The organism is Brevibacillus sp. SKDU10 (genome assembly GCF_001645205.1).
In the GTDB taxonomy this organism is placed as follows: Bacteria; Bacillota; Bacilli; order Brevibacillales; family Brevibacillaceae; genus Brevibacillus_B; species Brevibacillus_B halotolerans.
In genome coordinates this window covers 14,415-37,257 of the sequence record NZ_LSSO01000200.1, presented here as the reverse complement: position 1 = coordinate 37,257, position 22,843 = coordinate 14,415, and the positions used below count along the sequence as shown (strand labels likewise).

General features: G+C 42.8%; 25 protein-coding genes, 1 pseudogene and 1 other annotated feature. Of the genes and pseudogenes, 2 read left to right on the top strand and 24 right to left on the bottom strand.

All coding sequences use genetic code 11. From position 1 onward, the window contains the following. Window positions 1–606 (top strand): hypothetical protein (locus AYJ08_RS24645; protein ID WP_231929218.1); only part of this gene is annotated, 606 nt, incomplete at its 5' end. A gap of 83 nt (window positions 607–689) precedes the next feature. On the opposite strand, the pseudogene safA reads toward AYJ08_RS24645, so the two are convergent. The 7 genes and pseudogenes from safA to AYJ08_RS20515 form a co-directional block, all read right to left on the bottom strand. Then, window positions 690–845, bottom strand: a pseudogene (safA, locus tag AYJ08_RS24640) (SafA/ExsA family spore coat assembly protein); the annotation flags it as partial. A gap of 123 nt (window positions 846–968) precedes the next feature. Then, a complete protein-coding gene (gene ilvE / locus AYJ08_RS20540) occupies window positions 969–1,850 on the bottom strand; it encodes a branched-chain-amino-acid transaminase (RefSeq protein WP_064019250.1) in 882 nt (293 codons plus the stop codon). A 59-nt stretch (window positions 1,851–1,909) separates the two neighbouring features. Beyond that, complete coding sequence (pheA, locus tag AYJ08_RS20535; protein WP_064019249.1) at window positions 1,910–2,782, bottom strand: prephenate dehydratase; 873 nt, start codon at window positions 2,780–2,782, stop codon at window positions 1,910–1,912. Between the two features lie 36 nt (window positions 2,783–2,818). After that, entirely contained in the window at window positions 2,819–3,757 is a 939-nt protein-coding gene (gene thrB, locus AYJ08_RS20530) for a homoserine kinase (protein ID WP_064019248.1), read from the bottom strand. A 13-nt stretch (window positions 3,758–3,770) separates the two neighbouring features. Further along, entirely contained in the window at window positions 3,771–4,829 is a 1,059-nt protein-coding gene (gene thrC / locus AYJ08_RS20525) for a threonine synthase (protein WP_064019247.1), read from the bottom strand. Further along, window positions 4,822–6,147: a homoserine dehydrogenase gene (locus AYJ08_RS20520; protein ID WP_064019246.1), complete on the bottom strand. Its 1,326-nt coding sequence runs from the start codon at window positions 6,145–6,147 to the stop codon at window positions 4,822–4,824. The genes thrC and AYJ08_RS20520 overlap by 8 nt, the downstream gene beginning before the upstream one ends. A 28-nt stretch (window positions 6,148–6,175) precedes the next feature. Beyond that, window positions 6,176–6,622: an ACT domain-containing protein gene (locus AYJ08_RS20515; RefSeq protein ID WP_064019245.1), complete on the bottom strand. Its 447-nt coding sequence runs from the start codon at window positions 6,620–6,622 to the stop codon at window positions 6,176–6,178. A gap of 209 nt (window positions 6,623–6,831) precedes the next feature. Between AYJ08_RS20515 and AYJ08_RS24150 the strand changes: the two genes are divergently transcribed. Further along, complete coding sequence (locus tag AYJ08_RS24150) at window positions 6,832–6,984, top strand: hypothetical protein (protein ID WP_197490771.1); 153 nt, start codon at window positions 6,832–6,834, stop codon at window positions 6,982–6,984. 66 nt (window positions 6,985–7,050) lie between these two features. Here the strand turns inward: AYJ08_RS24150 and AYJ08_RS20510 are convergent, their stop codons facing one another. The 17 genes from AYJ08_RS20510 to AYJ08_RS20430 form a co-directional block, all read right to left on the bottom strand. Further along, window positions 7,051–7,806: a hypothetical protein gene (locus tag AYJ08_RS20510; RefSeq protein ID WP_064019244.1), complete on the bottom strand. Its 756-nt coding sequence runs from the start codon at window positions 7,804–7,806 to the stop codon at window positions 7,051–7,053. Between the two features lie 36 nt (window positions 7,807–7,842). Next, window positions 7,843–9,120 carry a GTPase ObgE gene (obgE, locus tag AYJ08_RS20505; protein WP_031410647.1) on the bottom strand — a complete coding sequence of 426 codons (1,278 nt, stop codon included), beginning with the start codon at window positions 9,118–9,120 and terminating at the stop codon, window positions 7,843–7,845. Window positions 9,121–9,135: 15 nt separating this feature from the next. Beyond that, window positions 9,136–9,720: a Spo0B domain-containing protein gene (locus tag AYJ08_RS20500; protein WP_031410648.1), complete on the bottom strand. Its 585-nt coding sequence runs from the start codon at window positions 9,718–9,720 to the stop codon at window positions 9,136–9,138. Window positions 9,721–9,842: 122 nt separating this feature from the next. Further along, window positions 9,843–10,136: a 50S ribosomal protein L27 gene (gene rpmA, locus AYJ08_RS20495; protein ID WP_026315215.1), complete on the bottom strand. Its 294-nt coding sequence runs from the start codon at window positions 10,134–10,136 to the stop codon at window positions 9,843–9,845. Window positions 10,137–10,141: 5 nt separating this feature from the next. Beyond that, on the bottom strand, window positions 10,142–10,498 hold the full coding sequence (locus AYJ08_RS20490; protein WP_022585795.1) for a ribosomal-processing cysteine protease Prp: 357 nt from the start codon (window positions 10,496–10,498) through the stop codon (window positions 10,142–10,144). After that, window positions 10,498–10,809: a 50S ribosomal protein L21 gene (gene rplU, locus AYJ08_RS20485; protein WP_003338381.1), complete on the bottom strand. Its 312-nt coding sequence runs from the start codon at window positions 10,807–10,809 to the stop codon at window positions 10,498–10,500. The genes AYJ08_RS20490 and rplU overlap by 1 nt, the downstream gene beginning before the upstream one ends. 11 nt (window positions 10,810–10,820) lie before the next feature. Beyond that, window positions 10,821–10,902: a sequence feature (ribosomal protein L21 leader region), on the bottom strand. Between the two features lie 56 nt (window positions 10,903–10,958). Further along, entirely contained in the window at window positions 10,959–12,470 is a 1,512-nt protein-coding gene (locus tag AYJ08_RS20480; protein ID WP_064019243.1) for an Rne/Rng family ribonuclease, read from the bottom strand. Window positions 12,471–12,576: 106 nt separating this feature from the next. Further along, the gene (locus AYJ08_RS20475; RefSeq protein WP_064019242.1) at window positions 12,577–13,419 is read right to left on the bottom strand and encodes a M50 family metallopeptidase; all 843 of its coding nucleotides are present in this window, start codon (window positions 13,417–13,419) and stop codon (window positions 12,577–12,579) included. Further along, window positions 13,412–14,215 carry a M23 family metallopeptidase gene (locus tag AYJ08_RS20470; RefSeq protein ID WP_064019241.1) on the bottom strand — a complete coding sequence of 268 codons (804 nt, stop codon included), beginning with the start codon at window positions 14,213–14,215 and terminating at the stop codon, window positions 13,412–13,414. The genes AYJ08_RS20475 and AYJ08_RS20470 overlap by 8 nt, the downstream gene beginning before the upstream one ends. A gap of 153 nt (window positions 14,216–14,368) precedes the next feature. Next, entirely contained in the window at window positions 14,369–14,569 is a 201-nt protein-coding gene (locus AYJ08_RS20465; protein WP_031410659.1) for a cold-shock protein, read from the bottom strand. A gap of 232 nt (window positions 14,570–14,801) precedes the next feature. After that, the gene (rodA, locus tag AYJ08_RS20460) at window positions 14,802–15,935 is read right to left on the bottom strand and encodes a rod shape-determining protein RodA (protein ID WP_064019240.1); all 1,134 of its coding nucleotides are present in this window, start codon (window positions 15,933–15,935) and stop codon (window positions 14,802–14,804) included. A gap of 197 nt (window positions 15,936–16,132) precedes the next feature. After that, a complete protein-coding gene (gene minD, locus AYJ08_RS20455; protein WP_064019239.1) occupies window positions 16,133–16,927 on the bottom strand; it encodes a septum site-determining protein MinD in 795 nt (264 codons plus the stop codon). Between the two features lie 29 nt (window positions 16,928–16,956). Next, complete coding sequence (gene minC / locus AYJ08_RS20450) at window positions 16,957–17,628, bottom strand: septum site-determining protein MinC (protein ID WP_003346023.1); 672 nt, start codon at window positions 17,626–17,628, stop codon at window positions 16,957–16,959. Window positions 17,629–17,721: 93 nt separating this feature from the next. After that, window positions 17,722–20,124 (bottom strand): penicillin-binding transpeptidase domain-containing protein, encoded by a 2,403-nt coding sequence (locus AYJ08_RS20445; protein WP_064019238.1) that lies wholly within the window; start codon window positions 20,122–20,124, stop codon window positions 17,722–17,724. Between the two features lie 27 nt (window positions 20,125–20,151). Further along, on the bottom strand, window positions 20,152–20,679 hold the full coding sequence (gene mreD, locus AYJ08_RS20440; protein WP_031410668.1) for a rod shape-determining protein MreD: 528 nt from the start codon (window positions 20,677–20,679) through the stop codon (window positions 20,152–20,154). Between the two features lies 1 nt (window position 20,680). Then, window positions 20,681–21,739 carry a rod shape-determining protein MreC gene (gene mreC, locus AYJ08_RS20435; protein ID WP_031410670.1) on the bottom strand — a complete coding sequence of 353 codons (1,059 nt, stop codon included), beginning with the start codon at window positions 21,737–21,739 and terminating at the stop codon, window positions 20,681–20,683. A 15-nt stretch (window positions 21,740–21,754) separates the two neighbouring features. Then, window positions 21,755–22,795 (bottom strand): rod shape-determining protein, encoded by a 1,041-nt coding sequence (locus AYJ08_RS20430; RefSeq protein ID WP_003338394.1) that lies wholly within the window; start codon window positions 22,793–22,795, stop codon window positions 21,755–21,757. Window positions 22,796–22,843 lie beyond the last annotated feature (48 nt).

Below are 22,843 nucleotides of genomic sequence, written 5' to 3'. Positions count from 1 at the left end.
TGGTCTTGTTCCGTTTTTGCTGCTGGACTCGTTGCGGGAGTTGTGTCTGTTGGTGTGTCTGGCTGTGGTGCTGGTCTTGGTGCTGGTTGTGGTACTGGTCTTGGTGCTGGCTGTGGTACTGGTCTTGGTGCTGGCTGTGGTGCTGGCTGCGGTACTGGTCTTGGTGCTGGCTGTGGTACTGGTCTTGGTGCTGGTTGTGGTGCTGGTCTTGGTGCTGGTCTTGGTGCTGGTCTTGGTACAGGTACTGGTATAGGTATTGGGATTGGAATATGTCGTTTGGGCATTTCTTTCAAAGGTGGAATCGCCCTTTTAGGCCTTTCCTCAGGCGGTGCTGGCTGTGGTACCGGTCTTGGTGGTGGAGATGGTACAGGCGGTACAGGTGCAACAGGTGGTACAGGCGCAACAGGCGGTACAGGCGCAACAGGCGGTACAGGCGCAACAGGCGGTACAGGCGCAACAGGCGGTACAGGTGCAACAGGCGGTACAGGTGCAACAGGCGGTACAGGTGGCGGCATCATTTCTTCTGGCCGTGGTATAACTGGAGACTCCATCATCTCCGGTGATTCATATGCTGGAGGTATCGGCATCTCCTTGCTTGGCACCTGAGGCACAGGTCTTTCTTTCATCGGTCTTTCCATGTGCGGTCGCTGTTCCATTCCCGGTCTTCTGGACGTACCGGTTGGTATTTTTACTCTCATTCCAGGCATAATTTTATCCGGATTTTTTATTGTTGATTTGTTTAGATCCAATAGTTCTTGAAAGTCGACACCATATTTCTTAGCAATCTTCCACATGGTGTCCCCTTTTTGTACGATATGGATTTTCACTACTGCCTCTCCTCTCATACTTGAGTCCCTACCATGTTATGCGCCTCTAGGCGTTTTGCTCCTGTTCAATTTATCGCATAAAAAAACAGAGCCATAAATATTTACCGGCTCTGTTCTCCATTATTTTTTGATTTCTTTCCCTTATTCGTATACTTTTACACCATCTTCTTGGACATAACGGCGGAATTCTTCCAGCAATTGTTTTGTCACAGGACCTGGTTTTCCGTCACGAATTACTCGTGCATCCACTTCTGATACTGAAATTACCTCTGCTGCTGTCCCTGTCAGGAATACTTCATCAGCAATATAGACATCATGACGAGTGAAAGGTTCCTCTTTAACCACATAACCTAGTTCTCTAGCGATATCCATAATCGCTTGACGTGTAATGCCATCCAACGCACCTAAGTAAGTAGGAGGCGTATAAATAACACCTTTTTTTACAAGGAAAATATTATCGCCTGAGCCTTCAGTTACATAGCCCTCGCTATTTAGCATTAACGCTTCACTAACATTAGCCATGCTAGCTTCCATTCGCACCATAACATTGTTTAAATAGTTTAGAGATTTGATCTTTGGATTCAATGCATCTGGTTTGTTGCGACGTGTTGGAACTGTCACAATTTTTAATCCTGTCTCATATAATTCTTGCGGAAAGAGTCGAAGCTGTTCAACAATAATAACAATATTCGCCCGCTTACAGCTACGAGGATCAAGACCTAAATCCCCATCGCCACGCGAGATTACAAGTCGTATATAGGCATCACGCAGTTCATTTTTTCTAACGGTTTCAACTACTGCATCCATCATTTCTTCTATTTTCATCGGAATAACGAGCATGATGGATAGTGCGGATTCATATAAACGTTCGATATGCTCTTGCAGGCGGAATATATTACCATTATAAACACGAATTCCTTCAAAAATTCCATCCCCATACAAGAAGCCATGATCATAGACAGAAATTTTTGCATTTTCTTTTTCTACAAATTCACCGTTTAAGTAGATCAACTGCTGCGTCATGCTACTTCACCCTTTTTTCTAACGTTTTTGAATAGTATAAATCTATATGCAACATAGCGTCAATTCTTTTCACCTATACCCCTATAGGCGAACACTGGATAGCTACCCAGTACACGAACCTGACATCCCAATGCCTCTATCTCTGCAAAAGCGCCTGGCATTAACACTGTGTCCATGCCCTGTACGATATCCAATACAAAATAATAGCTACCCAAACCTTTTTTCGTAGGTCGTGATTCGATGCGGGACAAATTCAATTTGCGCCAAACGAATGCTGCCAATACCTGATACAGTGCCCCTGAATAATCTTCGGGTAATGTGACCAATATGGTTGTTTTATACTTATCAGATACCAGTAAATCTAACTGACTTTTTCCCACCAGCACAAATCTCGTAAAATTGTTAGCATAGTCCTGAATGCTTTCCTGAGCGAGAAAAAGCGGGTATATTTCTGTATTTAATCTCGTTCCAATAGCCGCCCATGGTTGATCTGGTTCTTCACTTACAAGTTTAGCTGCTGACGCCGTACTGTTGGTATATTCAATCTCTACATGTGGTAAGTATTTTTGTAGGAACAAGCGACATTGGGCAATCGCATGCGAATGAGAGAAGACCTTTGTAATCTGCTGTAATAAAAGTGGCTTTGGCCTAACTGCCATTAATAGGTGCTGAGTGATTGGCAGAGCTAATTCTGCTAAAATAGGCAGTTTCTCCCCATGTATTAAGCCATCCATCGTTAAATTAACTGTTCCTTCAATTGAATTCTCAATGGGTACCACACCAAAATCGGCCTGATTCGTATTAACTGCTTCCAGCACATCAAGAATGCTTACAAATGGTTGAGTTGTGAGCTCCTCTTGAATAGGCAAATGACGTACTGCCTCCTCTGTAAATGTGCCAGAAGGTCCTAAAAAAGCTAGTGTTCTCCCCATTATACTTCATGCTCCCATCTGATGTTTTTCTATGCATTATGCTGTATATACAGGGCTTGTGTCAATAATTGCCCCATTATCATCAGGAAGGAGCACCATAGTAGAATAGCTTAATTGATTTTTCTGCATTACTTGTTCAATAAATTGTAACAGTCTCTGCTCTGCTTGATCATTTTCGAAAAAGCAAAGAATAGTTGGCCCTGCTCCTGACAAGGCTGCCCCTAAGGCGCCGTAATCCTGCGCTTTTTCCACAATCTCAGATAGGCCTGGCACCAACGCTGTACGATAAGGCTGATGTAGACGATCCTGCATAGCAGTAGCCAATAAATCTAAACGGTCTTGAGCAAACGCAGCAACCAATAAGCTTGCACGTGAAATATTATAAACCGCATCTTCACGGGAATATTGATCAGGCAATGCTTTCCTCGCTTGATGAGTAGGCAATTCAAAATCAGGAATGACTACCAGTGTCTTCAATCGCTCAGGAACCGAAAATTTAACATAAGGAACTTGCTCAGCTTCATTATCTGGTAACGCTGAAATAATTAGACCGCCAAATTGTGAAGCTCCTACATTATCTGGATGTCCCTCCCAACGGCTGGCAAACGTAAAGAGCTGTCCGTCTGTAAACGGCTTACTTGCAAGGACATTCGCTGCGATTAAAGCACCTACAACTGCTGCTGCACTACTGCCAAGCCCTCGAGTCAAGGGAACCTCCGTCTCTACCTCAATCGCTAATTCAGGTATAGGAAGCGAGGCCTTCTCGAATAAGAAGGCCGCCACTTCGTAAAGTAGATTGGTTTTATCTTGAGGCAAGCTAGCAAGCTCTGGTCCCACTAATCGAATCGCAGTTTGCTCGGCAATGCTCATGGTTATGGTTGTATAAAGCTGGAAAGCAAGACCGATTGTATCAAAACCAGCACCCAGATTGGCTGTGCTAGCTGGTACTCTCACTGTTACTTTCTGTATAGACATGCTGACACCTACTTTACTTTTTGATCAGTCCCATGACATCTTCTCTTGTCGCAGGCACTTTCACGGGTTCGTTGGCAATAGTCTTAATTGCGATGCTCGGATCTTTTAAGCCATGCCCAGTCAAGACGCATACGATGCGAGCTCCTTGTGCCAACTGTCCCATCCGGTGTAATTTAATGATACCTGCAAAGGAGGCTGCAGAGGCAGGCTCACAGAAGATGCCCTCTTTTTTAGCTAAAAGCTGGTACGCTTCTAAAATCTCCTCGTCTGTGACACTTTCTATGCGACCATTTGACTGCTTCAATGCCTGTAAGGCTCCATCTTTGCTAGCAGGATTCCCGATACGAATCGCTGTTGCAATTGTTTCAGGCTGTTCTACAGGATGCCCTAAGACAAGTGGGGCTGCTCCTGCTGCTTGAAATCCGTACATTTTTGGTAGGGAGGTAATCTTACCTGCACGATGATATTCTGTAAAGCCCTTCCAATAAGCTGTGATATTACCTGCATTTCCAACTGGAATTGCTAAAATATCAGGAGCTTCTCCTAAACGGTCACATATCTCAAAGGATGCTGTTTTTTGTCCTTCAATTCTATATGGATTTACCGAATTAACTAAAGTAATGGGCTCTTCTTGTGTAATTTGTTGGACAATGCGCAATGCTTCATCAAAATTGCCGTTGATTGAAATGACTTCTGCTCCATAAGCAATTGCTTGGGCCAATTTACCTAAGGCAATGTTTCCATCTGGAATTAATACGATACAACGCAGTCCTGCACGAGCTGCATAAGCGGCAGCGGCAGCAGATGTATTGCCTGTTGAAGCACACATAATGGTATTACTTCCCTCTTCCACTGCCTTGGCAACTGCCATCACCATGCCTCGGTCTTTAAAGGAGCCGGTCGGATTTAACCCCTCATATTTAAAGTGAAGCTCTACTCCCCACTCTTCAGATAAGCGAGCTGCATGGACCAATGGGGTATTTCCCTCATGCAGGGTCAAAAGAGGCGTATTTTCTGATACGGGCAAAAATTCTTTATACTGTGCGATAATCCCTAGTCTATCCTTACTCATTATGAACAGCACCTGCTTCCTTATCTGTACCCTCCACCTGATAGTAGCTCTTGATTTCGCTAATCACATCCATGCCCTCTAGCGTTTTTAGTACGGATGCCACATTATATTTGGAGGAAGTATGTGTAACCATTACAATCTCGGATTGACCGCTATCCTGATACGGCTGTTGGATAACCTGATCCAAACTAACATCCTTCTCTGCTAACAGGTTTGTAATTTGAGCAAGTACGCCACGCTTATCTGCAACGATCAGTCGTATGAAGTATTTCGAGAATTTTTTATCATCAGTTTTTAGTTTTTTCTCTTTGTATGGTGCCACTGTTCCACGTCCATTTACACCTAATTTCATATTTTTTACTACGCTAATCAAATCAGAAACCACTGCTGTAGCCGTTGGCATCTCACCAGCTCCAGGTCCATAAAACATCGTTTCTCCCACCGCTTCCCCATGAACATACACCGCGTTAAACACGCCATTCACAGAAGCTAACGGGTGGGACTTATGAACCATTGTAGGCTGTACGCTCACTTCAATTTCATCGTTATCGCGACGTGCAATCCCAAGCAACTTTACTTCGTAGCCTAATTTTTTCCCGTAAGCAATATCCTCTTTGTTAACCTTGCTAATACCTCTTACCTGTACATCTTCCAAATTCATCGGAACACGGAAGCCAAGTGTAGAGAGGATTGCCATCTTTCTAGCGGCATCGAAGCCTTCCACATCGGCAGTCGGATCAGACTCTGCATATCCAAGGGCTTGAGCTTCAGCCAGTACTTCCCGATATTCAGCCCCTTCCTTGCTCATTTTAGTCATAATATAGTTAGTCGTACCATTTACAATCCCCATCATTTTAGTGATTCTGTCCGAGGAAAAGCCTTCTACCAAAGCGCGAAGTATCGGGATTCCCCCAGCAACGCTCGCTTCATAAAAAACATCGCATTTTTTTTCTTGGGCTTTATGCAATAGCTCTGCACCATGCAACGCCATTAAATCCTTATTTGCTGTGACTACATTTTTCCCTTTTGCAAGAGCCTTTAGCAGATAATCTTTTGTAGGGTGTATGCCACCAATTACCTCAACAATGACATCAATATCCGGGTCTTCTAATAATTCATCCGCGTTCGTGGTGATTTTCTCCTGATCAATTACGATACTCCGGGCTTTTTCTTTGTCCTGTACCAGAATCTTATGAATCTCAATGCTCAGACCCGTTTGGTTAAACAGGTCCTCCTGATGAGCATCCACAATCCGAACTACACCTGTTCCTACCGTTCCAAGTCCCATCAATCCTACTTTTACCTGCTTTTTCTCCATGCTTACGCCTCCTTGATTGTCCTCGTTATTAGCCTCTGCCCACGATTACTGCCTTGCGTACTCCTTGTAGCTTTTCAAGCAAATCTAAAAACTCCGTCGTTGGCATATGTAGCTGTGCCATATCTACAGACATTGCTACATTGGCAATCCCTTGCAACGGAATGGTTTGATTGATTGTTAGGACATTCCCACCTTTTTCTGCTACAAATTGCAATACCCTCGATAAAATTCCCGAACGATGCTCCAACGTAAGACTCACGGTCATAATCTTTTCACTCATCATGGCGTTGAAAGGGAAAATCGCATCTTTGTATTTATAGAAAGCACTACGACTCAGCCCAACCCGCTCGACCGCTTCATTTACCGTGTCAATTTCGCCTGATTCTAACAATTTTTTTACTTCAATCGTCTTCGCGATCGATTCTGGGAGGATGTCCGCTCTAATTAAATAGAATTTTTCATCTCGTTTACTCATGTGTCCTCCTGAAAAATACATGTGTTTTCTTATAAAGGACATTATACGCTGACTCTGATACTATGACAACCCCAAAAAGCGGATTACATGAAAGCGACTATCGACGTACACACTAGGCTGTGACAGTAAAACCAGCCAAAACCTTATACTGTCCATGTTTTTCCAATCATAAAAATGTACCATCTTATTCTAATAAAGGAGGTGTACGAATGGGTGGACGTGGAAAATCTGATAAATCACAAAGACGTAACCACAATGCTGTTGGAAAACCAGGATCGCTGGATCAATTCGGGAAAAAATTAGATGAGAAGCGCATGGCTGTTTCTCCAAATTATCAGATAGACAACGAGCGCGGGGGTTGATTGACGCTCATAAAGCAAAATAAAAAGGCATCTCGTTATGGTAAAACGAGGTGCCTTTATTAAGGTTTAAGATAACATCGTCTTGTGGTAGGCGATTAGCTCAGCATGCTGAGCAGGATCGACATCTGTGATCGAGAGCGTAACAATTGTGATATTATTATCAAACCGCTTTTCAATTACTTTCGTCATGGCTACTACTTCCGTTTTCGTACGTGGAATTACAAACGAGAGATTAACAAAATCCCCCTTTGCCAAATAACCATCTGTTCCTACATGAAGCTCCTTTTCCGAAAAGCTAAGGAGTACTCCCTCTCCCAGCTCTTCATTCGGTTTAGCTCCCATTCGCTTGTAAGGAACATTAATAATAAAATCAGGCTTCACCAATTGTTGAGCCTGATTTTCTCGATTACCAGACTGGTTATTCGTGAGAGCGGATGCATCTTGCTTGCTTCCCTTTAATTTTGCTAGGATAGCTTGGCGAGTAGCATCATGAGAGCTTACAACAGAGGAAGAGGTTTGTCCTTTCTGCTGCTTCGATCCCTCAGCTACTGATTCTGTGCGTACAGGGAGTAGTCCCATAATCACAACCGGCCATGCGATCTTCTCTGTATATACCTCGTAGGCTTGATACTCCTGACCTTCATTGAAACGCACATGAAGAATACAACCCAAAAAAGAAGGATTCGCCTGATCTAAAATACAAGAGAGTAGTAAATAATCTCCCTTCTGATACTCTATCATAGCATCCTTTAGAGCAACGGATTCATTTTCACGTGATACATGTACAATGGTTCCGCGTACAAGCTGTCTGTCTTCCCCCATAGTCCCCATCTCACCACACTCACTTTTAACGAAAGTTTACTCTTGGAACTCAAATTCAAATTTACCAATCTGAACGGTATCTCCATCTTTCGCACCACGCTCACGAAGGGCCTGATCAATTCCCATTGTGCGCATCAAACGTGCAAAACGTTGAATGGAGTCATAGCTGTTCAAGTTAGTCATCTTCGTTAATTTTTCAAGCTTCTCACCACTCACCACAAATACGTCATTCTCTCTTGTAATGACAAATGGTATTTCTTCTGGCTCTGCTTTAAACACAACTCTTTCTTCTACTTCCACTACTTCCTCTACTTCGAAACGCTCTGGGATCGTCTCGAGTAAATCACTAATAGCATACATGAGTTCTTGTACACCCTGACGAGTGGCGCCAGAAATCGGATATATTTTCGCATCTGGACATTTTTCACGGAAAGCCTGTAAATGCACTTCTGCATCCGGCAAATCCATTTTATTAGCCACAATAATTTGTGGTCTGTCTTCCATGCGGGCATTGTAATGTTTAAGTTCTTCGTTAATTTGAAGATAATCCTCGTATGGATCACGGCCCTCAGTCGCAGCCATATCAATCACATGTACAATCAGCCTTGTACGCTCAACATGACGTAAAAACTGATGACCAAGCCCAACGCCTTCATGAGCACCTTCAATAAGGCCTGGCAAATCAGCCATTACAAAGCTTTTTTCACCTAGGTCTACTACACCTAGATTTGGAGCGATTGTTGTGAAATGATACGCAGCAATCTTAGGCTTTGCTGCTGTAACGGAAGATAGAAGCGTTGATTTTCCTACACTTGGATAACCAACTAAGCCTACGTCCGCAATCAGCTTTAACTCCATACGAATATAGCGTTCTTGACCTGGTTCCCCGTTCTCCGCGATTTCGGGAGCCGGATTAGAAGCAGTGGCAAAACGAATATTACCTCGTCCGCCGCGGCCACCTTTAGCAATAATTGCACGCTGACCATGTTCAATAAGATCAGCAATCACTTCTTGTGTATCATCATCGTACACGGTAGTACCTGGAGGAACACGAACGATCATATCCTCTGCTCCAGCACCGTGCATTCCTTTCGTTCTTCCGTGTTCACCACGTTTTGCTTTAAAATGTCGTTGGTAACGGAAATCAATAAGCGTACGCAACCCTTCGTCCACGACGAAAACAACGTTCGCTCCCTTACCACCATCTCCACCCGCAGGACCTCCGAGTGCTACATACTTTTCACGACGGAATGAAACTGCTCCATTACCGCCGTCTCCACCTTTTACATAAACTTTTACTTGATCAACAAACACGAAATTGCCACCTCTCTACATTTTGCAAGGAAAGCTCATTTCAGCAATCCAGCCTGTATCGGTATGTATTTGTTCACTTACGAGCTTGGCCATACCCTTGTGATCATGAATAAGCTTTTCCACTTCCCCTGCAACTAATGCAGAGACCTGACCTTCCAAGTCAAAGTTGGCAAATACTTCATTATCCGAGTGAAACAACGTCACCGCTAAGTGAGGATGCTCCACTTGTTCTGTATGCAAGTGATGCTGTAATAGACCGATGCAAGTTGAAATCAAATAAAAAAAGCTATCGCTTTGCATCTCTAGCTTGGTCACATCTACCTGTGTTTTAACCTCTACTTCTACTATTATGTCTCGATTTAACGCATTAAACGTCAAAAAGAAAGCAGACAAACGCGAACAGTTTATGCGAGCAATCATACTTTCACGGTGAGCTTCCTCGGTCACTTTTTGCAGGTAAGCCTCCCCATCTTGGTAGCGTCCCAGCTTCAAATAAGCATGGAGAACCTGAAGATGATTGAGCCAATCATGACGATCCTGATTTAAAATTCTCAATAACGTGTCCGCATGATCCGTTATAAACTTTTGTTCGTCCTTCATGTTTTCCCACCTGTCACTATATGGATTCCATCTTTTATTTTAACATAAGTACGAGTAGAGTAAAGGATCGTGAGTAAAAAGAAAAACCCAGCGATTGGCTGGGTTTTAGCTTCTTGTCGTTATTACGCTTCAGCAACAACTGGTTCGATCACAACTTGCTTGCGATCGCGTCCCAGACGTTTGAAACGAACGATTCCGTCAGCTTTCGCGAACAAAGTATCGTCGCCGCCGATGCCTACGTTAGCACCTGGATAAATTTTTGTTCCGCGTTGGCGAACAAGAATGTTACCAGCTTTTACGAATTGGCCGTCGCCACGCTTTGTACCAAGGCGCTTAGCGATGGAGTCACGACCGTTCTTTGTAGAACCTACCCCTTTTTTGGATGCGAAGAATTGCAGGTCCATAGTGAATAGCATGTTCATCATGAGTGAGCACCCCCTTGCCATTTTGAATCTTGTACAGAAATATATGTTCCGTAGTTTTGGGAAATAGCCAGTAGAGCAACCACTGTGCTTTCCGCTAGTAGTTGTTGCTTCTCTTCAAGAGCCGGATCATCCAAAGATGAAAGCCGCCACTTTAAAAATCCGCCCTCTTCTGTGTTCATTTCCACATCCGGCTTCAAACCGAGCAAAAGATGTACCGCATTCAGGTTGCCTAAAATAATAGCCGATACAGCCGAACAAACAATGTCCTCTCCGTATTTGCCAGCATTGGCATGACCTGTCATAGCAATCTCTGCAATGCCCGTCTGGGATCGAATTACCTCGACCTTAACCATTACGCGTTGATCTTTTCGATAACAACTTTAGAGAATGGTTGACGGTGACCTTGCTTACGACGGTAGTTTTTCTTTGCTTTGTACTTGTACACGATAACTTTCTCACCTTTACCGTGCTTTTCAACTTTAGCTGTTACAGTTGCACCAGCTACAGTTGGAGTACCCGCAGTTACTTTACCGTCTTTGCTTACGAACAATACTTGATCAAAAGTAACTGTTTCACCTTCGGAAGCAGCTAGTTTTTCGATGAAAAGAGTAGCACCCTCTTCAACTTTGTATTGTTTACCACCTGTTACGATAATTGCGTACATTCTATTGCACCTCCTATACTCAGACTCGCCTCATGCAGGTGTGGCTTTACAAACCATCTTACTAAAACCTGATTCGCGCGGTTACAGTATGCTCAAGGTACAAGCATAGCTGCATAACAATCAGATAATATCATACCTAGCAGAAAAGGTCAAGAAAAACGTTTAGAGTCAGCCTTTTTTCCAACATGCAGAATCTGATATTCACTGGGGTGCATGGTTTCACGTGAAATAAATTGAACCAAGACACCCCAATCCTTCGCAAATTGCTCACGTCTTCCCTCAGCTTGAACATACTCATACACATGAGGATGAAAAGCGGCTACAATAGCTTCTGCATCCTGTGCCCGGATCAATGCTTTAGCCTCTCGAATAAAACGTCCAGCTACCTCCTGCTCCGTTAAAATTCTCCCCTTACCACTGCAAGTGATGCATGGCTTGGTTAGAACAGATGCAAGGTTGTTTCTTACCTTTTTCCTTGTCATTTCCAAAAGGCCTAATTGTGTAAAGCCCATGACATAACTATTGGTCACGTCTTTGTCTAATTCTCTCTGCAAGGCTTCCTGTACAATCTGCTGGTTTTTGGCCTGCTTCATATCAATGAAATCAATAATGATAATACCGCCAATATCGCGAAGCCTTAGTTGTCTAGCAATCTCTTGGGCAGCCTCCACATTGGTTGCCGTCACGGTATCCTCTAGCTGCTGACCGCTCTTCCCCGTGAATTTCCCTGTATTAACATCGATTACGGTCATAGCCTCTGTTTGATCAATTACCAAGAAGCCACCATTTTTCAGCCACACTTGCCTATACAGAGCTTTTTCAATTTCTTTGTCGACACCATAGGCATCTAACACAGAAGTTTTTCCTTGATAAAATTGAATTTTATTAAACATGGCTGGATAAATAGCCTTTGCTTGTCCCCTAAGCTCATGATACAGCTCTGCGTCATCCACTGCTATTTCCAGCATCTGATCTTCCGAGCGATCTAACAAAATGCGGCTTACTGCATTATCTGCTGACAGTAGAAGGGACGGCGTTTTTTTCCTTCCCGTTTCCTGATAGGCCGCCTTCCATTTTGCACGCAGGAAATCAAGCTCTGTCTGCAACTGCTCCACGGAAGCTTCCTCGGCCATCGTTCTTACAATAATCCCTTCTCCCTCAGCTAAGCTATCTATTGCCCACGCTCTTAGTCGTTCCCGTTGTTTTACGTCTACAATTTTACGTGACAACGAGATTAGCCCTGCAAATGGCAAATAAACCAGCATGCGTCCCGGCAGACTGATTTCAGAGGTAAGTCTTGGAGATTTGCTTCCTATCGCTTCTTTGCTAATTTGGACGATTTTTTCCTCGCCTACTTGTACCAATGTCCGAATATTAGGCTTGGCCGCCCCTCGGTTCTGTACTTTCCAGCCTGGGGGCAATGCCTCGTCAATATATAAAAACGCTTCCTGCTCTTCTCCAATATCTATAAAGGCAGCTTGCATGGCTGGTAAGACTTTTTTTACTCGTCCTCTGTAAATATTGCCTACCGCCGCCATTGGTTTGTTCTGTTCCATTGTCAATTCTGCAAGTCGCCCTGCTTCCATGACAGCAATACGTGTTTCTTCTATGTCACGGCTCACGATAATTTGTTGGAGAGCACGTTGTTGTTTTTTGTTCAACTAATCTTCCTCCTCGAGGTCTGTCCTATCCTCTCATTGTAGCGCATTTCTACTCGATTTGAAAAATAACAGAATTAGCTTTCCAATGATCAAGAAGCATCACACGCTACAGCAAGCTGCTGATCCAGTCTCGCTGACGCCGCTCCACTAGACAAGCATAAAGTACATTCTCCTCAGGCAGTACGCCACCTTGTTTCCCTGTAATATAAAACAAATGATATTTACCTTTTTGCAGCTTATGGGTAGCTTCCCAAACAGAGAGAGATGAAGGTACGCGAACAGGCTCTATCGGCTCTAGTCTGGGCGCTCTCTGATATCTTTTATGTAAAAAGCGAACAAACTGATAAGGAAAGCGTTTGTATGCTTGCCCATTGGTAAGAGCTAAATAGATGGCAACAGCAGTTAGATTGGCATGAAGCAACCAAATTCCGGCTCCTAGAAGTAAAATAGCTAATCCACAGCTACTGCTAAATGATAAAATCGCCGCTTTCCGATAAGAAATCAACGATGTTAAGACTGCCTGCACAATGCGACCACCATCTAAGGGCCACATCGGTAATAAATTAAACAAAGCAATCATCATATTGCTTTTCATAAAAAAATGGGCCCAATGCTCCGACCATATACCTACCCACCAAAATAAAAGAGAAAAAAAAATCATAACGATATTCATAAAAGGACCTGCTAATGCTACGACAATCTCGTCTATGGCATCAGATGTTGGAGATTCCTCCATAACCGCGACTCCACCGAAGGGTAACAATTGAATTTCTTTTACTTCCCAGCCAAGTTCACGAGCGGCCGCTATGTGACCAAGCTCATGGATAAGTACAATGATAAACAACGCAATCGTTTCAATAAAATAACCAGCCATTACAGCTAGGCCTATGACCAGCCAAAATAAAAGGTGGATGCGGACACGAATACCGCCTGGCCAAAAGTCACTCAAATGAAATCACGTCCAATGGATTAGTAAATCTTCCGTTTTGTTTCATCGCCATAAAGAGGTAACGCGTGTTAACCACTTGATCGATAAAAGGCTTGGCAACCCCAACAGTGTCCTTTTTATTCACCCAGTCATTTACAGATACATTGACTTTTTCAAGGTTTCCATACCAAATCTCTCGATCATTGGTATACTGCATGACCACAGTGGTTCCATAACCAGGTTTTTCCCCAACAAAAGTTACCCAGCCGGTATCCATGTTGACGACCTCTCCTTTATCTCCTAAGTCAACAACTATTTTGGCGCTTTTAGAATCATATTCCTTTGCTATTTTCCACTCCTTCGGCAAACTCCACTTACTTAGCTGATACGCGTTGGCTGGCACACTCTCCTTCTCCTTTTTGTTAAAAAGAACCGGTAGCACGCTTGGCGAGTGACCTGTGACTTGTTCGTACCAAACCGCCACGCCTTCAAAATTAAAATCGCGAGTCATCACTTCTCTTGATAAATCTCGCCATGTATTCGGAACACCAAACGGGCTTTTTAATAGGACATAGGCCACACCAATAACCGCTAGAGAAAGATAGATCTGCCTTTTAAGCTGGAACCCCACCGGTTTGCTCGGGGGAGTCTCGTTGCTGAAATCAGTGTTTTTTGCATATTGATCAGGAATAAGCACTCTATCCATCGGATCATGTAGTTCATCAATGTGTGGCGGCATACTGTCGCGCGATTGCAAGAGAAGCTGTTCTTTTCTTTCCTGTCTTCTCTCCTTTACCCGTTCTCTTTCATGAAACATGCATCCCACCCCTTTTCAGGCCAAGCTTTACTTGGATTATATGACTTGTCTAGGTGGGATATGACACTGTAAAACAGAGCTGTAATCATTGGCATAAATGCAAAAAAACAGCCCCTCAAAAGAGAGACTGCTTCTTTTTATACGTATTTGATCTTACAGACGAGTAACGTTAGCAGCTTGTGGTCCACGGCTACCTTGAACGATTTCAAACTCAACTTTTTGACCTTCTTCTAGAGTTTTGAAACCTTCAGTTTGGATAGCGCTGTAGTGTACGAATACATCTTCTCCGCCTTCAACTTGAATGAAACCGAAACCTTTTTCTGCGTTAAACCATTTTACAGTACCTTGTTGCATGGAAAAAACCTCCTAGAAATGTTCGCCTTTTCAGACGATTAAAATATCTGTTAACCATCACTTAAAGCTTGTTTCAAGGAAAAAAGCCGTGCCCAACAGAGACTTGATCACATGGTGACGCTATCTCTGAAAAGCACGGCATATCATCCAATCCATCAAATCACTAGGTAAGTAAAATGGTTAACTTACCTTGAATATATCACACATTTATTGGTTTGTCACGATTTTTAACTTAATCGAAACTAAGTTTCTGCTTCCTCATCCCAATATTCAACACTACACCTATTGTTAAGAAATTGGTCAAAAGGGAACTTCCACCATAACTAATAAATGGCAAAGGCAAACCAGTAATTGGCATTAGCTGAATGGTCATTCCAATATTTTCAAAGATTTGAAACGTAAGCATTCCAACTACACCTGATACCACATAGGCACCGAATGGATCATTACACTCCATCGCAATCCGAATCATTCGATACACTAACACGAAAAACAGGATCATCATAATTCCTGCTCCAACAAACCCTAAACGCTCCGCGATGACCGTAAAAATGAAATCACTCTCACCAACCGGAACCCATAGCAAGCTAGCCTGTGTGGCTGTGTGTAAGCCTTTACCTGTTAACTGCCCCGATCCAATTGCAATAAGCGATTGTAAAAGCTGAAATCCTTGCCCTACTGGATCAAGATAAGGGTTTAACCAAGATTCAATCCGAGCCCATTGATAAGGTTTGATCAATTTAAAAAAAATATCATCTTTATGGTACAGATAAACATAGGAAACTAGTCCTACTCCAATAGCAGCAATCCCGCTAAACGTAATCATATGCCGTACTCGAATGCCACCGACAATCAACATGGTTGCTAATATAGAACAAAAGACTAAAGCTGTCCCCAAGTCTGGTTGTTTAAAAATCATGAGAAGCGGTACCCCAACGATCAGAAATACAGGCCACCATTCATAAAGATAATAAGGCTTACCTAATTTTTCTTCACGTTTGCACATATAGTGTGCAGCAGCTATTATCGTAAAAATTTTCATAGGTTCGGATGGTTGAAACAGAACGACACCCAGATTATACCAACTAGTAGCGTTGTTAATCGCCTTCGTAAAAAATACGCCGAAAAGCAAAACTAGCCCTATAGCGTAAACTACATATGATAGCTGCCGGAACACCCGATAATCGATAATCAGTGTACAAAACAATACGCCAAAACCAATAGCATACCACATAAGCTGTCGGTTCGCTGTCGCCACTCCTGGGGCAGATCCGCTTATACCGAGATAACTAAACAAGCCAAGACCTAGAAGGATCAACAGAATCAACCAATCCAACTGCTTTATATATCGCTTTTCAAAATCCATTTTTTTCCCCCGTGCATGTTAAGGTCTAGTATCTGTAAGTCTTATATTATTCGGAAATGCAAAGAAAAACTTGAAAACCAAACCTTTGGCACTAAGAACCTTCGTTGCACTTTGTAAGATAAAAATTCCATAAGTTCGGATCAGTAAAAAAGAAACAGGAGTATACCCCTGTTCTCTTGTTTCTCGACTAGCATTCCTTATTTAAAGCCAAAAAACTTACGGAACTTATGAAAAACTCCCGGTTTATCCTGAAGTGGCAGTAAAGGCACTGATTCCCCTAACAAACGTCTTGCTACATTTCGATATGCTAAGGACGCACGAGATTCATGATTCATCACTGCCGGCTCGCCTGCATTTGCTGATTTGATGATATATTCATCATCAGGAATCACACCCAGTAAATCAATGGCAAGTAAATCCAGAATATCCTCTACATCTAACATGTCACCATTCTTAACCATATGGGACCGCACTCGATTAATTACTAATTTAGGCATTCCTACATTTTCACGTTCAAGCAGGCCAATGATACGATCTGCGTCACGTACTGCCGCCTTTTCCGGAGTCGTCACAACAATAGCCTGATCAGCCCCTGCTACAGCGTTGCGGAATCCTTGTTCAATACCTGCTGGACAATCAATAATGACGTAGTCAAAATCACGCTTCAATTGAGTGACGATATCTTCCATTTGATCTGTTGTAAGCGCTGATTTATCCTTGGTCTGCGCTGCTGGTAATAATGACAACGTCTCAAAACGCTTATCTTTAATTAAAGCCTGTTGCAAACGGCAACTACCTTCTGCTACGTCAATCAGGTCATAAATGATCCGATTTTCTAGTCCCATGACCACATCCAGATTGCGTAAGCCGATATCTGTATCTACCATACACACCTTCTGGCCATTGAGAGCCAATGCGGTTCCTATATTAGCAGATGAGGTGGTTTTCCCCACTCCGCCTTTCCCTGAAGTCACAACTATTGCAATACCCACGTATGCTCCCTCTCCTTCATTCCGTACCGTTATGCTTTCTTCTTACCCAAATCTGAGCGTAAGCGATGCAAAAAGTTCATTTTAGCGACTACCATCCGATCCTCTTCCAAGTAAGCAAACTCAGTAGTACCGCTATAGTCCGACCATTCATCTCCCGGACGGCTGATTACTTCCGCAATTCTCAGTTGGGTTGGATGTAAGCAAGCGGAGGCGATTACAGCATCTTTGTCGCCATTCGTTCCCGCTTGCGCTACACCACGAAGATTACCTAACACGAAGATACTCCCCGTACTTCTTATCGTACCACCAGGATTAACATCACCCAGTAGCAAAATATCTCCGTCGTATTCTAATACCTGACCGGAACGAACCGTGTTTGTTTGTACAATCAATCCGGGAGCTTTGGCTTCTTTATATGCTTCTTCTTTAAGAATCACATCCGAGTCGATCATATGAATAACCAGATTACCCTTCATGCGAATAATCTGCGTTAACTCTTCCTGTTGCTCTGGAGTGCAGTAACGCTTCCCAAGTTTTAATGTAATCCTGATGAGAGGACCACTAAAAAATTGTGGATGGCTGTGCTCAATTTTTTCACGTAAATCATCTAAAAGCTCCGAAAATGAACAGGTATCGTCCATAAAAAAGACAAGTCCATCTTTGGTTCCTTTAATGACTACTTTACTTTTGGCCGTATTCATGGAGATGTTTCACCTCGACCGTTACCATTCGCCATTTATACAACAAACTCCTGCCTCGCTAACAAAAAACTCAGCGAATTAATCTTAGAAAGCCTACTCTGTCGGCGTTACCGTGCTGTTAAGTGGATATAAGGCATGATAAGCCTCCAGCAATTCACGCGCGATCCTATCTGAACCATGTCCTCCAGAATGCGGAACCACTACTACAAAGGAAATTTTAGGATTTTCGTAAGGCGCATATCCAAGGATCAAGGAGTTATCAGAAGATGTTCCGCCTGTTTGAGCGGTACCTGTTTTAGCAGCTACACTAAACGGCAAGCCTGCCATCGCTGTCGCAGCAGTACCTCCAGGCTGAGTAACACGGCGCATCCCTTCTTGAACAACCTTGAGGTAGCTTGGATTGATATTAATTTTATTCAATACTTGCGGCTCTATGGTTGTAATGACATCACCTGGTTTCTTAGGATCAATAGAGCCTTTTCGAATTTCTTTAACCATATGCGGTCGAATTCGATATCCGCCATTTGCGATTGTAGACACGTATTGAGCCAATTGGATAGGAGTAAAGCTATCATACTGTCCAATAAGAGCATCGGCAATACGTCCCATTTCAAATGTTGGAGCTGGCCAGCCTGCCTTTTCACTTGGTAAATCAATACCAGTCTTAACTCCTAGACCGAATTGCTGATTGTAAAAATTAATGATCTTAAAGGATTCACGATAACTATTTCCTTTTGCTATCTCGCGCTCCTTTAATCTCCAGCCCATTGTGTACATGTATGTGTTATTGGATACAGCTATTGCTCGTCTTGCATCAACTTGACCATGTCCACCTAGTTTCCAGTTTCGTTTCTTTACATCCCCAAATTGGAAATAACCAGGGTCAAAAATTGACTCATAGGGTGTGGTTAACTTTTCTTGTAAGGCCATCATAACCGAAATAGGTTTCACCGTAGAAGCCGGTGGATAAACACCCCTAGTGACATTATTAAGCTGTGCTGGAGCAACTACCTTCTCATAATTCTCATTGAATAGCTTTCGATTATAGTGGAGGTTTAAATCGTAATCAGGGTAGTTAGCCATAGCCAAAACCTCACCTGTATTAGGATTCATTACGACCGCAGAGGCAGCGTTCACTTTTCCTTTAGCAGAGCGTCTCATCTCATTGACATTTCGTTTAAGAATTTCCTCCAATTTACTTTGGAAGCGATAATCTAAGGAAAGAACTAGATCATTACCAGGTATTGCTTCGCGAGTTCTTCCTTTCACTACCGTCTCTGCATCCTTGTTTACCTGCACGTCCATAATGCCATCTTTTCCACGTAAATCTTTCTCGTAATATCTTTCTAACCCCTCGACTCCAATACGATCTGTCTTGGAATATCCCATAGCAAGATACTCATTGACCTGACTTGCATTGATTGGGCTGATGTAGCCAAGAATATGTGTGGCAAAAGCGCCATCCTCATCTTGTCTAATTTGCCGAACAGGTTCAACAATTACATTAATTCCAGGTAATTCACTTAAATTTTCATTGATTTTGGCTACTTCAATTTCAGTAGCGTTTTCCTTAATTCGACGAGGAATGAATTTAGGCATACTATAATCTCGCATGCTATTTAAAATGCTAATACGATGCCACTGATACTGACGTTGCTCCGGAGTTAATGGCAATGCAACATCCAAATCAAATCTAGCAGCATACTGGAGTAATTCTGCATCTGTTTTACTGCTTAGCTCCCCAGCAGAAGGCATCTTGCTTAAAAGTGACTTTACATCCTTTTGCAAAGATTCCTTTACTTTGTCCTCAAGAGCAATTGGATACGGTACATTAGCTGTGATGACGTATTTTAATAATTGACTGTCATAGGCTGTCTTCGTATCCACGTTCTTGCCGTCTACCTGAATCGTTGCTGGCAATTTTTTTTGTAAAGCTTCGCGATCATTTTCGTCGAAAGGGGATCTTACTGAGAGTCCCAAGGCAAAGGCTGTTTTTACTAAATCATAGTCCTTTATCCCTTTTAATTGAGCCGAATTTGGAAGAGCATTAATTTTGGGAGTTAGCTGCTGGATTAGCTTTTGAGATTGCTCTGGCTTAAAAGTGACCGGTAATGTGGTCTGCAATTCAGTCGCTTTTTTTATCAGCTCTTTATCAGTCCCAATCTTTTCATCCATTTGCAACAAGCTCGTCAGCTTTTCGGCTACTGCTTCCTCATCAATTTCCCTTTTTTGCTCGGATGTATAAGTAACCGTAAAAACTGGCTTATTCGAAACCAAAACATTGTGGTTCACGTCTAAGATACGACCACGCGGTGCAGGTATTGGTAATTGTCTAATACTATACTTTTCCAAATCGTGTTGATATTGTTCTCCCTCTACGATTTGTACATAGGCAAGCCGCAAAATAACAGCCGCAAAAAACATAAATACGAAAAAAAACAAAACGTTTAATCTAGTGGCAATATGGGATTTAGGTTCTTGTTGGTTCTCTCCCATGCGAGCTACTCCTCCTTCTGTCAGATCCTACTCATGAGAGCGCTCTTTGTTTTCTTTCACTTGCAAGCAAAGCTTTTTCATCGGCAAATAAACAAAAGCCGCAAACAGCATATTTAGAAGAACTGTCGGAAAAATTTCGTGAGTAAGTGTCCAACGAACATCTACAGGATTGGTCATAAATAAACGAAACAGCGTATAAGTAAGCCACTCATGCCCAAACAAAACTAGAAGAAGCGTAGTAAACACGACGGCAAAGCTACGATGAAATAGCATCAAGACTAGTCCAGCAAAGTACCCTGCCACCATCATAGATAACGTATACACGCCGATTATATGACCGAAAACAACATCTTGTAACAGTCCAAAGACCAATCCATATAGCAATCCTTCCCGTCTCCCAATAAACAAGGAAATCAGGATAGTTCCCACCAAAGCAAAGCGGGGAATCGTCTCGTAAGACATCCCCCATGCACTCGGCACAAAAACTTGTACCACCGATCCTTCCAATATAAACAGCAATAGCAAAAAGAGGGACAATTTCGTTCGAGATAACATACTATTTACCCCCTTTTCCCTTCGATTGCTGAGTGGTGCCTTTTTGACTGGAAGAACTTGAATCTCCAGTTGGAGTCTCCACAGACTTACGATCAATAACCAAGACATCGGAAATTAATGTGAAATCAGCGTACGGTTTTATATAGGCTGTTTGGGTTAATCCATAGTCTCCTGGCTCTGTTTTGACCACTACACCAATTGGTAGTTTACTAGGAATCATACCGCCTAACCCAGACGTAATTACCGCATCATTCACACTGATCTTTTGATCTAAAGGAATTTTGCGCATAATCAATAATTTTTCAACCGAGTCGTAATCCTCTAAAATTCCACTTACATACTTCGTAGTAGTTGCTGGCTTCTGTTGGTTATTCGCCTGTGTGGTAGCTGCATTTGATTTATTCGAATTGGCCGCATTTGCTGTATTGCTTGTGGCATTCGTCTGTTGACCATTACCAGTAGTTGAAGGCGGAGTTTGGATTGGCTGAGTGGCCAAAATGTATCCAGAAACATGGTTGCGGTTAGAGCTCTCTCTGCTTGTAAGCAATTCAACTGTCGCAGAGAAATTGGAAACATCCTTCACTCTCCCTATCAAACCTTTAGAGGTCATAACAGCCATGTCTTTCTTAACACCTTGTTTGCTACCGCTACTGATAACCAACACATCATTCCATTGACTCGAATTCCTTGCAGCTACTTCTGAATAAATGACATTGTAATCATTTAATTTTTGTTTTGTGCCAAGACTCTCTCTCAGTTGTCCATTCTCATACTTTACGGCTTTTAACTCAGCAGACATCTGCGCGTATTGATCCAAGCTTGCTTTTAGTACACGATTTTCTTCGTACACATGATAAGCATCTTGAACATTGTGAACAAACTGCGAAACAGCCTGGGCAGGGCGATAAAACAGGCCCTGCACCACGCTGGTTGTATCTTTCATGAATTTTTCCGGCCATGTCAGGTTCATTCTGTCCTTGGCGGTATAGCCCATCACTACCAACAGAACAACTAAGCCAATTAATACAATTATAAGTTTGCGATTACCGAAGAATGACATAGACACGTCACCCGCTTATCGTCTTTTTGCACGTGAAGATGTTATTCCATGTTTAGATTTAAAGAGATGCAAATTCTCAAGCGCTCGGCCAGTTCCAATAGCTACACAGTCAAGTGCATTCTCCGCCACATGAACAGGCATGCCTGTTTCACGCGTTAATAACCGTTCAATGTGACGTAGTAATGCCCCTCCTCCAGTTAGTACAATTCCACGATCCATGATATCTGCAGCCAACTCCGGAGGACTTTTCTCCAATGTAATTTTCACAGCTTCAACAATTGACATAATCGTTTCAGCCAATGCTTCGGCAATTTCTGTACTTGTAACAGAGATCGTTTTTGGCAAACCTGTCACAAGATCTCGACCACGAATTTCTACAGTTTCTTGTTCATCCGGGGCGATAGCGGAACCAATTTCCATTTTCAACGTCTCAGCAGTACGCTCACCAATCATCAGATTGTAACGACGTTTAATATACTGAATGATTGCCTCATCCATTTCATCACCAGCTACACGAATGGAACGACTAGTAACAATTCCACCCAGTGAGATGATAGCTACTTCCGTCGTACCGCCCCCAATGTCCACTACCATGCTACCTGTTGGTTCCCAAACAGGCAAATCAGCACCAATTGCAGCCGCAAATGGCTCTTCAATTGTATATGCTTCTTTTGCTCCTGCTTGCTTCGTTGCATCCTCTACCGCACGTTTTTCAACCGCTGTAATCCCAGATGGCACACAAACCATTACACTAGGACGACGGCTAAAGAAGCCTTGATTTTTCTGAGCTTGACGAATAAAATAACGCATCATGGTTGCAGTGGTTTCAAAATCAGCAATAACTCCGTCTTTCATCGGACGAACAGCCACGATATTTCCTGGTGTACGACCAATCATGTTTTTGGCTGCATTACCTACAGCCTCAATTGTATTTGTATCAGTGCGGATCGCTACAACAGAAGGCTCGCTCACCACAATTCCTTTTCCTTTAACGTATACGAGGGTATTAGCTGTTCCCAAGTCAATCCCCATATCGCGTGTGAAACTACCAAACATATTGAAAATCTCCTTCCATTTTGTCAAAACGGTCATTTTCCTAGGATG

Bases quoted from the DNA above. Each gene is read 5' to 3' on its own strand.
- AYJ08_RS24150 (WP_197490771.1), top strand. From the start codon at position 6,832: ATGGGTGGACGTGGAAAATCTGATAAATCACAAAGACGTAACCACAAT.
- ilvE (WP_064019250.1), bottom strand. From the start codon at position 1,850: ATGACGCAGCAGTTGATCTACTTAAACGGTGAATTTGTAGAAAAAGAA.
- rplU (WP_003338381.1), bottom strand. From the start codon at position 10,809: ATGTACGCAATTATCGTAACAGGTGGTAAACAATACAAAGTTGAAGAG.
- AYJ08_RS20465 (WP_031410659.1), bottom strand. From the start codon at position 14,569: ATGCAACAAGGTACTGTAAAATGGTTTAACGCAGAAAAAGGTTTCGGT.
- mreD (WP_031410668.1), bottom strand. From the start codon at position 20,679: ATGTTATCTCGAACGAAATTGTCCCTCTTTTTGCTATTGCTGTTTATA.
- minC (WP_003346023.1), bottom strand. From the start codon at position 17,628: ATGAATACGGCCAAAAGTAAAGTAGTCATTAAAGGAACCAAAGATGGA.
- AYJ08_RS20490 (WP_022585795.1), bottom strand. From the start codon at position 10,498: ATGGTTAAGGTCGAGGTAATTCGATCCCAGACGGGCATTGCAGAGATT.
- AYJ08_RS20515 (WP_064019245.1), bottom strand. From the start codon at position 6,622: ATGAGTAAACGAGATGAAAAATTCTATTTAATTAGAGCGGACATCCTC.
- pheA (WP_064019249.1), bottom strand. From the start codon at position 2,782: ATGGGGAGAACACTAGCTTTTTTAGGACCTTCTGGCACATTTACAGAG.
- AYJ08_RS20445 (WP_064019238.1), bottom strand. From the start codon at position 20,124: ATGGGAGAGAACCAACAAGAACCTAAATCCCATATTGCCACTAGATTA.
- AYJ08_RS20510 (WP_064019244.1), bottom strand. From the start codon at position 7,806: ATGGGGGAAGACAGACAGCTTGTACGCGGAACCATTGTACATGTATCA.
- AYJ08_RS20430 (WP_003338394.1), bottom strand. From the start codon at position 22,795: ATGTTTGGTAGTTTCACACGCGATATGGGGATTGACTTGGGAACAGCT.
- thrC (WP_064019247.1), bottom strand. From the start codon at position 4,829: ATGAGTAAGGATAGACTAGGGATTATCGCACAGTATAAAGAATTTTTG.
- thrB (WP_064019248.1), bottom strand. From the start codon at position 3,757: ATGTCTATACAGAAAGTAACAGTGAGAGTACCAGCTAGCACAGCCAAT.
- mreC (WP_031410670.1), bottom strand. From the start codon at position 21,739: ATGTCATTCTTCGGTAATCGCAAACTTATAATTGTATTAATTGGCTTA.
- AYJ08_RS20470 (WP_064019241.1), bottom strand. From the start codon at position 14,215: ATGTTTCATGAAAGAGAACGGGTAAAGGAGAGAAGACAGGAAAGAAAA.
- rodA (WP_064019240.1), bottom strand. From the start codon at position 15,935: ATGGATTTTGAAAAGCGATATATAAAGCAGTTGGATTGGTTGATTCTG.
- rpmA (WP_026315215.1), bottom strand. From the start codon at position 10,136: ATGCTATTCACTATGGACCTGCAATTCTTCGCATCCAAAAAAGGGGTA.
- AYJ08_RS20500 (WP_031410648.1), bottom strand. From the start codon at position 9,720: ATGAAGGACGAACAAAAGTTTATAACGGATCATGCGGACACGTTATTG.
- AYJ08_RS20520 (WP_064019246.1), bottom strand. From the start codon at position 6,147: ATGGAGAAAAAGCAGGTAAAAGTAGGATTGATGGGACTTGGAACGGTA.